Origin of the sequence: Sphingobium sp. PAMC28499, from assembly GCF_004795815.1 — a bacterium.
GTDB lineage: Bacteria > Pseudomonadota > Alphaproteobacteria > Sphingomonadales > Sphingomonadaceae > Sphingobium > Sphingobium yanoikuyae.
The window spans coordinates 3,436,884-3,450,058 of the sequence record NZ_CP039248.1 but is presented as its reverse complement, the minus strand read 5'-3'; the positions used below and the strand labels follow the sequence as shown (position 1 = coordinate 3,450,058).

General features: G+C 61.1%; 9 protein-coding genes. All 9 read right to left on the bottom strand.

The annotated features are described in order from the left end of the window. Complete coding sequence (locus E5554_RS16460) at positions 1-2,580, bottom strand: TonB-dependent receptor (RefSeq protein WP_053094335.1); 2,580 nt, start codon at positions 2,578-2,580, stop codon at positions 1-3. A gap of 66 nt (positions 2,581-2,646) precedes the next feature. After that, entirely contained in the window at positions 2,647-2,904 is a 258-nt protein-coding gene (locus tag E5554_RS16455) for a hypothetical protein (RefSeq protein ID WP_136187470.1), read from the bottom strand. Then, the gene (locus E5554_RS16450) at positions 2,868-3,692 is read right to left on the bottom strand and encodes a DUF4880 domain-containing protein (RefSeq protein ID WP_136187469.1); all 825 of its coding nucleotides are present in this window, start codon (positions 3,690-3,692) and stop codon (positions 2,868-2,870) included. Before E5554_RS16450 ends, E5554_RS16455 begins: the two co-directional genes overlap by 37 nt. A 1-nt stretch (position 3,693) precedes the next feature. Then, the gene (locus tag E5554_RS16445) at positions 3,694-4,119 is read right to left on the bottom strand and encodes a sigma-70 family RNA polymerase sigma factor (protein ID WP_230461482.1); all 426 of its coding nucleotides are present in this window, start codon (positions 4,117-4,119) and stop codon (positions 3,694-3,696) included. Between the two features lie 694 nt (positions 4,120-4,813). Continuing rightward, complete coding sequence (locus E5554_RS16440; RefSeq protein WP_037520671.1) at positions 4,814-6,256, bottom strand: TolC family protein; 1,443 nt, start codon at positions 6,254-6,256, stop codon at positions 4,814-4,816. 2 nt (positions 6,257-6,258) lie between these two features. Further along, the gene (locus E5554_RS16435; RefSeq protein ID WP_136187468.1) at positions 6,259-7,323 is read right to left on the bottom strand and encodes an HlyD family efflux transporter periplasmic adaptor subunit; all 1,065 of its coding nucleotides are present in this window, start codon (positions 7,321-7,323) and stop codon (positions 6,259-6,261) included. Then, positions 7,320-9,002 (bottom strand): ABC transporter ATP-binding protein, encoded by a 1,683-nt coding sequence (locus tag E5554_RS16430; protein WP_136187467.1) that lies wholly within the window; start codon positions 9,000-9,002, stop codon positions 7,320-7,322. Before E5554_RS16430 ends, E5554_RS16435 begins: the two co-directional genes overlap by 4 nt. Before the next feature lie 336 nt (positions 9,003-9,338). Further along, on the bottom strand, positions 9,339-9,971 hold the full coding sequence (locus E5554_RS16425) for a tyrosine-type recombinase/integrase (RefSeq protein WP_066768145.1): 633 nt from the start codon (positions 9,969-9,971) through the stop codon (positions 9,339-9,341). A gap of 397 nt (positions 9,972-10,368) precedes the next feature. Next, positions 10,369-13,152, bottom strand: a complete 2,784-nt coding sequence (locus tag E5554_RS16420) for a TonB-dependent receptor (RefSeq protein ID WP_066768143.1) — start codon at positions 13,150-13,152, stop codon at positions 10,369-10,371. Between the last annotated feature and the right edge of the window lie 23 nt (positions 13,153-13,175).

Genomic DNA, 13,175 nt, shown 5'->3' with positions numbered 1-13,175 from the left:
TCACCAGTGCTTCGTGATGCTCAGGCTGACGAAGCGGCCGATTGGTGAGTAGTTGGTCGAATCATAGTTCACATAAAAACTGTTGCCGCCGCTCGGCGCCGCATAGGGTGGCCGCGCATTGAACAGGTTGCGCGCGCTGAGCGCGATGTCCCACGCTCCAAGCAGGCTGTCCGCCGGGAGATTGAGCAGCGCGTTCAGATCGAAGGTGGTTTGGGATTTGACGTCGCTCTGGCTCGTGGAGCGCGTATCCCGCAGCCGCCCTGAATAGTTGGCATAGCCCGCCAGCGTGAAGCCGCCCTTCGTCCAGCTCATGTTGAACCGACCGCGAAATTTCGGCGGATTGTAGATGATGCCGGCGAGATCGTTGACCGGCGCATTCTCATTGATCTGTTCGGTCGATTTCAGCCACGAAGCGTTGCCGCCGATGTTCAGTTCGCCATAGGCGCCGATGGGGAAGCTATACTGCCCGCTCAGATCGAAGCCCTCGATCTTCTGCTCTGTCCCGTTGATGAAATTGTTGAAGGCGATGGCGACGACCGTCGATGGATCATAGGCCGAGCCGCTGTAATTGTTCAGCTGACCATTGGTCGATGCGATGAGGGCGGCCTGCGTGGCAGCGTCAGGCGCGTAAATCACATAGTCCGCGAAGATCGGATTACTCAGTGCGGAATATTGATTGACCCCGGAGATCGGCTGAATGATCCGGTTCTTATAGCGGATGTTGAAATAGGAGGCGTCGAGTCGCAGCCCCGGGATTGCCGACGGATGCGCGCCGAGGGTGAAGGTCCAGGCCTCGGCTCTTTCAGGCTTCAGGTCCGGATTGCCGCCCTGGCTCATCATGGCGACTGATCCGGCGGGAAATTCGGTTCCCCCATAAGCGGTCGCTGCGCGCAGGGTCACATAGCGCATCTGATATTGTTGCAGGAGGGTGGGGGCCTTGAACGACTTCCCCCAGGACGCTTTGAGATCGAAATCTCGCGTCGGGGAATATATGAGGCCCAGCTTGGGCGTAGCCACTTCATCAATGCCGGGGTAACGCTCATAGCGTAGCGCCCCGTTGATCGAGATCCGATAGGCCCAGTTGAAATCCTGCTCGGGGGATATGACGGGAACATTGAGCTCGCCGAAGGCATAGCTGCTGTCGATGCTGCCGCCGCCATTTGATTGGCTGCCAGAGGCGTTCGTGTCCTCGAAGCTGTTATATCGATAGCCACCGCCGATCGCGAGACGAAGGTCGCCCGCTGGCAGCTCGAGGAGCTTGCCTTCTGCGCTCAGTTCGACCGATCGCGCGACATTGCAGTAGCAGCCATAGGCACTGCTAGCGACCGTCCCGTTCGACAGAAAGCGCTGATCATAATCGGTGCGATCACGACCATAGAGCCCGCTCAGGCTGAGCGTCCAGTCGGCATTGATCCTCCACGCCAATGATGGCGCCAGCGCGAAGCTCTTGTTCACCGGCGTATTGAGATAGCCGCTATTCTCGGTCAGCGCGAGCATCGACGAAATGTCGCGGCGATTGAAAAGAGCGTCGATGGCAAATTCGAGGTCAGGGCCGATCGCCTGATGCCCGCTCAGGATGAGGCTGTGATTTTTTCGTGAGGGGAGCAATGTGGCCGTGTCCGGCATATAGCTGGTGTAGCTGCGGTCGCGCGCCGTGATGTCGCTGCCCTTGAGAAAATCATAGGCGACAATCAATCCACCGGAACCCCAGCGAAAGCCGGCAGTCGCGTTATATTGCTGCTCTACATCTCCGCCGTCGGTCGCGGCACCCAGCCTGGCGGACGTGGAATAGCCCTCATAGTCGCGCTTCAGGATGATGTTGACGACGCCGCCCACAGCGTCCGAACCATAGATCGCCGAGGCGCCGTCGGGGATCACCTCCATGCGGCTGACGACCGAAACAGGGATCGCGCTGATGTCCACGGCCTGGACTGCCGATCCGTAGGACAAGCGGTGGCCGTTGAGCAAGGTGAGAGTGGCGTCGCCGCCCAGGCCACGCAGGTTCGCGGTGGACCCGCCTGAAAGATTCTGGTTTGCGATCCCGACATTGCCCGGCGCGACTGAGGGGTTCTGGCCGCCGCTGAAGCTTTGCGGCAGCGAGCGGATGACTTCGCCGAGATCATTCTGGCCCGATTGACGCATCTCCTTCTGTGATACTTCGATCACCGGCGCCGCGATGTTGGCACCCCTGATCCGGGAGCCGGTGACAAGGATGGTGTCCGATGCGTCTTCGCTTCCATCCGATCGCTGCGAGGTCGAATTGCTGACGATTACGAAGCTTCCGCCATTCTCAATGGCACGCAGGCCTGTGCCCTTGAGAAGCAGGCGCAGCGCCTTCGCGGGGGCGTAGCGGCCATCCAGCTTGGGCGACAGACGCCCTTCCACCATGGCCGGCTGAAACATGACCTCGCGGCCAAGCTGGGCGCCGATGGCCCGCAAGGCATCACCGAGATCCTGGGCCTCGATGTGAAATGTCTGCTCGGTCTGCGTTTCTGCCAGCAGGATCGGCGATGCGGCAGAAATGCCGACTGCCGTGGCGAGTGCAATGATGTTGGCAAGATTGTGAGAGATGTTCCGCACGAGGGCCCCCTTGTCTTTGCATCGTTTTTCGATGCTCTGACTGGCCCCACGTTCCCGGATCGGAATTTATGGTGTTTGCTCCTCGCTATGTGAAATTTTTATTTCAGAGGGGCTGAGCGCTATGGCTTCGCCTGGCATTTCCGTCACTTTCAGGCCAAAGAGCAAGCTGAGATTGGTCGCAAGCCGCCTTGGATCATCGATAGCGAATGTTCCCGATGCGCGTAAATTGGCGACTTCCGCGATGGGCTGCCGGATCTGAACTCTGGAATAACGATTGGCCTCGTCGATCAGGTCCGCAACCCGCACATTGTCGAACTGCCGCATTTTGGAGGTCCAGCTCTCGCCAGAGGCGGGCGCGAAGGACGGGGGTAGGTCGCGCACCCCGAATAAGCCGGCTTCGACCACTTGTCCTGGGGTGAGAAGCCGAGGCGTGCGGCTTGGACGATTTGTCGGCCCGCGCAGCTTTTGAGCGACATCCACCGATCCGCGAAGGAGGCGGACGAAGTAGGTTCGGTCCGATCTGAAGCCGACGTCGAATATCGTTCCGTGGGCGGTGACCTGTGCATCGCCCACAGAGACGATGAAGGGCCGCTTTTCACGACGACCTCAAATCGTGCTTTCCCGCGCTCGAGCCGCAAGAATCTTGTGGCGCTGGTGAAGTGGGCGGATACGATACTGTCTGTGTCGAGGATGATATCCGATCCATCCGCGAGCCGGACCTTTCGAATTTCACCGATACGGCTTTTGTAAACGATCGCCTCATCTTCGACCTGGGCCTGCTGCGGGGTGGCAGACCTGCGTTCCTCATGGTTACCGGGCATCCACAGGAAGACGGAGGCGGCGCAGATGATCACTGCGACTACAGCTGCCAGAGCGGCCGTATTGCGGCGGGGTGCTGGTCTGTTCGGTTGGCCAGCAGGCGCTGAAAGCAGTGATTTGCCCATGCTGTAGATTTCGGCAATCCGCGCATAGGCCGTCCGATGAGATGGATCTGCAGCAAGCCATGTCTTGAACTCGCCTTCGCGTCGTTTGGCATCTGGCCCTTGCATCGCGGCAAACCAGGACGCGGCCTCTTCGCGAAGAGCCGAGCGCTTCTCTTGTTCATCGGTCATGTCAGTCGTCCAGAGCCTGTGCGATACGAGAAAGTGCGCGGCCTAGATGATATTGGACCGTAGGCACGGCTATTCCAAGCCGCTCGCCGATTTCCCTGTAGGTCAGTTCTTCGACGCGATGCATGATAAAGACCTGACGGGTCTGTTCGGGGAGAGCGTCGACAGCCGCTTGATAGAGCCGCATCGCATCCTGCCTTTGAATGACGAGATCCTGTTCCGCCGGAGTGCCGATATCGGGCATTTCGTCCAGTGCTGAGGCGTTGGTCGTTTCTATCCGCCTGGCGCTGCGTATCCTGTCCACTAGGAGATTGCGGGCGATCCTTTGCAGGTAGGAGGCCGGATGGACGAGTAGGGAATTGCGCATATGGGCTGCAAGCCGTGTGAAGGCTTCCTGCATGAGGTCATTCGCATCTTCGTCATCTCGCATGCGTCGCTTAAAATAACGGACGAGGCCCGGGGCTTCGGCACGATAAGTGTCGCGAAGGAGCGCCGAGTAAGCCCCCTCGCTGGAAATGGACAGCGCGATTCCCTGAAGCTCGTCTGACGCCGGTAATGACAGGCGGACATCCGCTTGGGACGCATCGAATGGGAGAGGGCGAGACACAAGAAACCTGGCCAACAGGCCGACAGAATCCGCCCCGAGAAACTCGGGGTGATTGAGCTAGGTGTGTCTCAAGCGATGGCGTGCCGCCGCTTCGACCGCCCCAAAAGGAAGAGGGGCGTCAGTTATGCCTGACAGGATAATCCTACAGCGAGACTGTCAGCAATTTCCCCCTGCCAGGTCATGATGCCTCTATCGACTCGCCATTTCAAGGGGCGGCGACAACCGATCGAGAGGCGGCGTAAACGGAAGCCAACTTTAGCTGGGCGATACGCGATGTTTTCAATATCGAGATAATTCGTTTCTTGGCTATGGACTTCCGCGATCGCCAATGGCCGTTTCAACCGAATTCCATTGCCGGTAGCGAGATCAGAATCTCGAGAATTGTCCGAAGAGCTTCCGGCAGAAGGCGACCAACTAACGCTGTTCGTTAAATGAGTCCCGACGGCCGCTCTCGACAAAAGCTGCCTTTTGAACATTAGAATTGACGCCTTGAGTAGGGGGCCAGATCAATCTGGTATTACGATGGGGTGAGGCCGAGCGCGTCTTCATCGGCCGTTGCGGCGGCGAGCTCGGCTTTCGCAGCGGCAATGCGGGCCTGCGCCTCGATGAGCTTAATCTCGGCATTAGTTGCGCTTTCCTCGCGCTGATTGACGAGGAAGAAGTCACTCGATCCCAGCTCGAAACGGCGACGTTCGGCTGCGGCCAAGCGCTGCGCCAGCGCCCATTCTTTCCCCGAGGTTACGACCAACTGGTTTGCTGCTTCGACCTCGAGACCGATCGCGGTGACTTCAGCCCGGATCTTTTCAGCTAGAAACCGCTGCTTAACCGTCAATTCGTCGATCTTCGCCTGGGTTTCGGCCAGCTTGCCCTTCGCCTTGCGGTTTTGCAGCGGTATCTTGAAGGTCACGCCGACGATCATCTCAAGCGGCGTGCGACTCCGCCCGCCCAGACCCGTTGGGCCGACGTCCTTGGCGATCTCCCCCCCAACGTCGAGCCGCGGCAGCATGTCGTTGCGGGCAAGAGCAAGCTTAACGGTCGCCTTGTCGATTTCCTCCAGCATGATGGCGAAGTCGGGACGGCCCTCCAAGTTGAAGGCGGCCCCCGTCCTAATCCCATCCAGCGCGGTAATGTCGGATGGCAGCCGCGTTTCATCAACGATGATCGGCGCGCCCTCCGCGTTGCGATAATAGAGCGACAGTTTGACGGCGGCGGCGCGAAAATCCTGCCGCGCTTCTAGGACATAAGCCTGTCGCCTGACGAGATTCACGTCGTTCTCGGTAAGCAGGATATCGGGTTTGGCCCCAAGCTGCACCTGACGCTCGATGCCGTTGGTGCGCCCATCTGCCAGCGCAAGTAGTGCCTCATAGGCTTTGAGCTTCAGTCCGGCGCCGACCCACTTCTGATAAGCTTCCACCGCGCGCGCCTGGACGCCGATGCCCGTCGCCTTGGCCTCGAACCGGGCGATGTCGATATCGTTGCTCGCCAGCCGAAATTCCGAACGTCGCGCATCGACCAACCGGTCGCGGAGCAGCGAATAGAGCGCCCCGACCTTCAATTCGCCTAGGCGATTCGTGTAGGATTTGTCTTCATAGACGGGAAAATCGCCGCGCGACGCCCGGTACTGGCCGTAGAGATAGCCGCCATTGTCGCTCAGCGGCTGCTCGGCCTTGCTCGCGATTTCGGTGCCGTCATAATAGCCCTGTACGCGGCTGCGTCCTTCGACGGCGAAGACCGTGTCGAACGCGCCCTGCGCGGTCAGCGCTCGAGCCTCCGCTTGCCGGTTGCGCGCCAGCGCCGCGATGATGTCGGGTGCGGCACGGGCCGAAGATTGCAGCACCTCCTGCAACGTCAGCGTGCCGCTGATCGCTGGAGCAGAAGCGTTCGACACAGCGTCCTGCGCCTCAGCCGTAAAGGCCGGGGGAGCGCTCGCCAGCAAAACGACGCTGATCACGGTCCGCATCGTCACTTCTTTTTCTTTTCGATCGAGCTTTTGTCCGATTTATCCTGTGCTTTATGAGCGACCTGATCCTGCCCGAAGTTCAATGGGAAATCGTTGAGCTGGCGCCATAGTTCATATCCGACGGTGACATTGTCGCCCTGGATCCAGCCCAATACCTTGCCGCCTTGGCGCACGAAGCGACGTGCGGGCCATGCGGGCTTGCCCGGCATCGGTTCGACCAGCACGCGGAACAGCCCGTCGGCGCGCGGCGTGGGGTCCACGGAACGAACCTGGCCATCATAGATGCCGACGGCAAAAGCTGGCCACCCGCTGAACTGGAATGCTGGGAAGCCTTCAAACTCCAGCCGCACCGGACGCCCCTTGTCAACCAGCGGGATATCCCGCCCGTCAACGAACAGTTCCACCGCCCGCTCGATCCGTTCGGGCGCGACGGTCGCGAGGACAGTGCCGGCGGAAATCAAGGCTCCACCTGCAGCAGCATTGAGATCCTGGATACGCCCGTCACGCGGCGCTGTGACCACTTGCGCCGACTGCCGCATCTGTTTGACCTCGATCTGCTTCAACTTGGCGCGCGCTTCGGCCAGCTTGGCGTTGGCATCGGCGACCTTGATCTGTGTCTGCTCATAATCACGCCGCGCGGCCAACCCCTCCGCAAAGAGCTGCGAGGTGCGACCCACGTCGATCGAGGCAACAGCGCGAGCCTGTTCAATTGCCGCGATCTGCGCCTCCACCTCCGCCTTTTCCGCGGCCAAACGCTCTAGGAAATTCGGATCGACATCGACCACCTTCACGATCGGATCACCCGCTTTCACCAACTGGCCGTCCTGAACGAAGAAACGGTCCACACGGCCCTCCACCATCGACGACACCTGTTGCAGCCGGTCGCTCGGATCAAGCGACGTGACCTGGCCGCCGCCCTGCGCCGTCTGCCGCCAGGGTACAAAAAGGATCGCGACGGCTAGGAAAATCCCCACTATAATGAGCCAGGCCACCACGATGACGACGCGTGGCGGGTTCAGCCCGGCAAGCGAGCGGAAGTGCGTCAGTTGCGTAGCGTTGATCGTCACGGCTGAATCTCCCTCTCGGCAAGGAACTGCGACAGCGCCGCCTTGTCCTCGAACTGACGCTGCGTTTGCGTGCCCAGCCATAATGAGCTGTCGAGATCCGTCGCCTCGGGTCGTCCGGTGAACAGCAGGACCGTCGTCCCCCGTTCACGCAGCATCCGCAGTGTCGCGTGGAGCGCGCCGGCGGGCATCATGTCGTACAGTTGGGACAACAGCAGTACCTTGGGACGGCTGATCAGCGCGGCTGCGACCTTAAGCTGCATGACTTCGACGATGGAGAGCGGTGATCCTGAACTTGCCAATCGTGTATCAAGGCCGCTAGAGAGACTGGAAATGCGCGTCGCCAGGCCCACGACATCCAGCACCTTCATGGTTATGGCGCTGTCCGCATTGCCTCCAGCCGCCATGGTCAGATATTCGCGAATAGTGACATCCACGATGGTGGGCCGGTTGAGCACCACGACCTCCGACCGCAACAGATACATATCGAAGCTGCCAAGATCGCTGCCGCCGATCGTTAGCAGTCCGCGATCGGGATTGACGTGGCGCTTGAGCAGTAGCGCAATCTGATTTTCGACGCCCGGTTCAGCCGCAACGACGGCCTGCTCTCCGCTGTCGATCGCGAAGTCGAAGCGCGACCCGGCCAGTTCAACGTTGCGGAAGCGGACCGATCCGTCGGGTGGCGCTTGACCGCTCAGACCCACAGGCTCCTGCGGGATCGCGAAGATTTGCGACAGTTCTTCCGAGCTGGCTACCAGATCGTAGAATGTATCGAGATACCAGCCAAGCTGGGCAATGCCATAGAAGACCCCGGACAGGATGAGCTCTGCCGCGACAAGTTGCCCGATTGACAGCTGTCCTGCGAGGATGAGGTTCCCGCCGAGCGCCAGCAGGGCTGAAGCGGCAAAGGCATAGACCAGGAAATAGGCCAGAGCCTGCGCAAAACTATAGCGGAAATAACGGCGATGGGCGCGGATATAGTTCGCCGTCACCGCTTCCGAGCGATCCATCGCGAAGTTCAGATGCCGGGCCGATTTGTAGAAGCCGTTGGATGCGCCGACGCTCTCCAGCCATTGAGCGGCTTCATGTTTGGCATGGGATACCCCGACGGCGCCCGTGATTGCCCCGTGGCGCCACAGCATCCAGATCAAAAGGCAGGTCACCACCAGAATGATGTTGAAGGCAAGGAAGAAGGGGTGGTAAAAACTCGTAACCACCAGCCCCACCGCACCCTGGAGGACGATGGTGAACGCGCCGATGACAAGGCTTGGCACCGATTTCTGGACGACAACCATGTCGAAGTAGCGGTTGAACAGGCTGCCCCGGCTTTCATCGGCGAAGAACGGGTTCTGCGCATGGACTGACCGCACCGTGACTTCAGCGACCACCCGCGCAAACAGGCGGCGTTCGAACATGGTCAGCAGGTAGAGGCGTAGCGCGCTGAGGCACGCCACCAGCAGCAGGAGCACCAGCACAACGCCTGACAGTATCCACAGCGGTGCGACCAGCGCCGTACGTGCCACCGAATTGATGAGTAGCTGGACAGAAATCGGCGTCGCCAAGGAAAGAAGCGTGATGGCGAGCGTGTAGACGATGCCGACATTGACATAGCCCCTGTCCGGGCCAACGATCTCGCCCACCCATGCGGCGGCTTGCCGCAAACCAAACTGCCCGCTAGCCAATTTCTTACACCCCGATTTTTACGTTCGGCCTATTATCAAACAACCCCAGACTTCGACAAGGTTTGCATGCTGCACAGCAACATTTGCTTACGGAGGGTTATAGCGGGTGCACGTAAAGGAGCTTGCCGATGGCCGAATGCGTCGGACACCGTATCTCCAACGGAGGTAACGACGGCGTTGCCAAATGGCATTAACGGGTGTGAATGCCGTTCGGTAATTTGCAAGGTCGGGAATGGCCGCTGTCAGCGAATGCCGACGTTCTCCCTACATACGCGAATGGCGGGAAAGTCCCAAGCGCCCGTGTCCAGCTCCACACGGGAAACGGGCGCCAAGGGTTCAAATCTCGGTGTTTTCGGCAAGGGCAAGCGCGTCCTCCACGTCGATCCCGAGATACCGCACCGTATTCTCGATCTTGCTGTGACCGAGAAGGATTTGGACGGCACGCAGGTTGCCGGTCGCCCTATAGATTATCGATGCCTTCGTCCGCCGAAGCGAATGGGTGCCATACTCGCTTCGTATCAAACCGACCCCTGTCACCCATTCGTCGACAAGCCGAGCATACTGGCGGGTGCTCAGGTGCCCATTATGATCGACCCGGCTTGGGAACACATAATCGTCCACCGTACCACCTCTGCGTTCGAGCCACGCCAGCAAGCTCGCTCGAGCATCTGGCAGCAGTTCAAACTGAACAGGTCGGCTCGTTTTCTGCTGCATGACGATTGCCCGCGTTCGGATTTGCCCGCCGCTGACAAGGTCGCCTATCTTCATCTGCACCAGGTCGCAGCCCCGAAGCTTGCTGTCGATCGCCAGATCGAACAGCGCCCGATCCCGCAGGCGGCGGCGTTGATTGAGGTAGAACCGGATTTCCCAGATCTGCTTAGGTTTCAGAGCCCGTTTTGCGCCCACGGCCCTTCCGGCATTCCAGACCGGGCGTTTGGTGGGGACGAATTCAGTTTCAGGCATCTCCATGATCATTCTCCTATGGCCACATTGGCCATCTGTAGAACGCTTGCCGGCGAGGACGGGGGTGAGAATGGCTTGGGGCTTGTGCCGACCAAATCGTGCCATTCAGATGAGGTCGCTGGAGTGTCCGCTGACACCGAAACCGGTCTTTCTCAAGCGAGACAACGGCTGGTCTGCTACGCGCCCGGTCCAAGTCGTAGAACCGAGATTTCACCACGCCTAGGAGCGGACATTCAGATCATGCGCAACGGGCTGTCGGCCGGCGTTGCCGTGAGAGTCTGACGAAAGCCGGTCTCGCGTTCGATGATTCGATTAACCGCGGGAACCCGCTGAATATGCGAGAGGAGCATGTGCGTAATCGTGATCTCGCGCTCAGCGAGCCCCCCTAGAGTTTGCGCATGTTTCAATAAGAAAGACGATATGTCGCTCGAACCGTACGCCCGAATTCTGGCCGAGCCAGGAAATAGCGCGCGTTCATGCCCCCGGCATCAAAGGAACCCATGCGTGGATTGCCTTCGGTCAGCCCAAGGCTGTTGGTCAGGTTGGTGCCATTCAAAGTCAGCGTCGCATGATCGCTGATCTGTGTGCTTACCTCGACATTGATCATCGAAAAGGGAGGCAGGCGCTGCGAGTTCGCGATGTCAGCGAAACGCGCGGAATAACGCGTGAAATCAGCGCTGAGATGCAGGCGGCCCGAGATGAGATCGACGCTAGGGCTTGCGCGCAGGGCGATGCGCGGCACCCGTATAAGCTGATTGCCCGTCACGTCATGGACCGCGACCGTGCCGCCCGACAGTTCGCTGTAGCGAAAATCTCCATAGCGTAAGTCTTGCACCGTCGCCTGCATGTCGATGCTGAGCGGGCCGATCAGCCGAGCATGGGCTGAAACTTCCATGCCAGTTGCGGTTGTGTCGGCAATTGAGGTCTGGCTGACATAGATGCTGGTGGCAGGATCGAAGCGATAGTCGGTGAAGGGCAGCCGCTTGAAATGGGTCCGGAAAAGGACGGCGGAGAAGTTCCAGTTGCGCCGCTGCACGATCAGGCCGGCCTCCGCCATGACGATCGGGACGATGGCCTCGTCCGTGCGATCGGGGTCGGCATAGAATTCCGACGCGCTCGGCAGGCGGGAAATGCGGGTGGCGCGCAGGAACAGGCCGGTCCCCGGATCGGGATTGAAATTGATGCCCGCCGTCATGCTGAAGCCTGAGAAGTGCCGATCGATAGGTTGGAAAAGACCCGTGCCGGCCAGCACGCTATCGTCCGCCAGGGTCGTCGGATCGCCCAGATCGACCGCCGAGGACAGTTCCATCCTGCCGCCGATCCGCGTCCGTTCCCACCGTCCGCCAAGGTCGATGCGCCAATGCTCGCCCAGCTTCCATTCGTCGGCCGCATACACGGCCAGATTGGCGGTCTTCAGGGTCACGTCGTCGAACAGCGAGCCATAGCGGACGAAGCCGTTGTCAGTCAGCGATCCGACCCGCCGCCCATCCGCATCGACCGCCACGACATCCAGCCGCCGCGCCTGTCCCCGCACGTCGAGCAGCACCGTCCCCATCGTGCGATCATAGTCGAGGCGGCTGTCGGCATAAGTCAGGCCCAGCGCCAGATCATGCTGTCCCCACTGGCTGACCTGCCCGGTCAGGCGCGCGTCGCCGATGAATTCGCGCATCGGCAAGGCGACGGACAGCAGGTTCGCGCCCACGACCAGCCCGTTGCCATTGCTGTCGGGCAGGAAGGCGCGGCCGGTCCCGGCGTCGCGTATCTCGACTTTGGTTGCCATGGGAAAGGCGGCCGCAAGTTGGGGCCAAATGGTCGAGACATAGCTGTCGCCCGATTGCGGGCGGCCGATCGGGAACAGGCCGTCGCGGGAGGTGTCGCCCGTGCGCAGGCGCACCTTCACCTCCAGCGCGGCACCTCCACCAAGCGCCCGCCGCCCGAACAGCGTGTAGAAATCGATGCGGCTGCGCGTTCCCTTCGACAGGTCGAAAAGGCGAGAACCTGAGGGCGTCTTGAACGCGACGCTGGCATTATCGGGGCCTGCCAGCGTGTCGTACAGGGGATCGAAGCCGGGAACGGCGTTGACCCGCCCGGCGCCGTCCACCTGCAAAGGTACCGGCAGGTAAAGGATGACGCGGTCGTCGAGATGCTTGACGTTGAAGGACAGGCGCGTCGTCCCATCGTCATACTGGACCCCGGCCCGAATCTGCCCGCCCCGGTCGGCGGGATAGCCCGGATCGCGCAGGCCGTCGTCGCGGCGGTAGAAGCCGCCGATCGCAATGCCGAGTTCGGGCGTCAGGCGCATCCCCGCATAGCCGTCGATCCGCGCATAGCCGAAATTCCCGCCCGTCGCCGCCAGCGTCACGCCCGGCTTCTGCAGCGGATTGCGGGTCAGGAAATCGATGCTGCCGCCCGGCGCATTGCCGGCGAAGATGGCGGAAGGCCCGCCGCGCACCGCTTCGATATGGTCGATGGTCGCGTCGCTGCGGAAAATCTGGTCGGTGTTGAGATAGCCGAGACCGCCGTCATATTGCACCGGCAGCCCGTCCTCCAGCAACGCGACGGAGGAATAGCCGTCGGTCGGGATGCCGCGCGACCGGATATTGTTGCTCGCTTCGCCGCCGGTGCTTTCCACCCAGAAACCGGGGATCTGCTTGAACAGGTCGGCGGTCGATAGCGGTCCGGCGCGAGCCAGCGTCTCGGGGTCGATCCGGGTCAGCGCATAGCTGAGCTGGGTCGCGGTGACGGGCGTCTGCAGCGCGCGGCCGGTGACGACGATCTCGGCAGGAACAGCAACCGGCGGCGGGGCAGGCGACGGGATGGGGGCAGGCTGCGGACTGCGCCGGGCGCGGGCGGGTGGAGCCGGTTGCGCCGCCCGCAGCGTGACAATCCCTTCGCCGAAGCGCGCGACCGCAAGGCCGCTGCCGCGCAGCAGCCGGTCGAGCGCGCGCCGCGACGGCATTCTGCCCTTCACCAGCGGGCTGCGCAGCGCGGCGGCGCGCGCATAGGGATAGAGGATCTGCACGCCTGCCTGACGCGCAAACCGGTCGAGCGCATCGGCAAGGCTTTGCGCGGGAATGTCGAAACGGGGCTGCGGGGTGGCGGATCGGCTACCCGGCGGCGGCGCTGCCTGCGCGGGCGCGACCATGACCATCGCCATGACAAAGAAAAGGCCGCGACTCCGACGCATCACGCTCCAGTGGCGTTCCTACG